This window comes from Flavobacterium sp. J49 (genome assembly GCF_011742145.1).
In the GTDB taxonomy this organism is placed as follows: domain Bacteria; phylum Bacteroidota; class Bacteroidia; order Flavobacteriales; family Flavobacteriaceae; genus Flavobacterium.
This window is the reverse complement of sequence record NZ_JAAQQU010000060.1, coordinates 1-203: the sequence shown is the minus strand read 5'-3', so window position 1 is coordinate 203 and position 203 is coordinate 1. Positions and strand designations below refer to the sequence as shown.

At 46.8% G+C, this 203-nt stretch carries 1 protein-coding gene; it reads right to left on the bottom strand.

What is annotated here, in order from left to right; translation table 11 throughout:
- Positions 1-203, bottom strand: a 203-nt coding sequence (locus HA632_RS01780; RefSeq protein WP_217902807.1) for a hypothetical protein, incomplete at both ends; no start/stop codon positions are given.

Genomic DNA, 203 nt, shown 5'->3' with positions numbered 1-203 from the left:
AAAGTCAAAGTAGCTCCAGAACCACAAGCGTCAGTGGCAGTAGCCTGAGCAAACTCAGGAGTAGCCGGACAAGAGATGGTTGAAGGAGCAGGTAAGGCTTCAAAAACAGGAGCAGTTGTATCAGTTACAGTAATGGTTTGAGTAGCTGTAGAAGCATTTCCACAAGCATCGGTAGCGGTCCAAGTTCTGGTTACAGAATACGA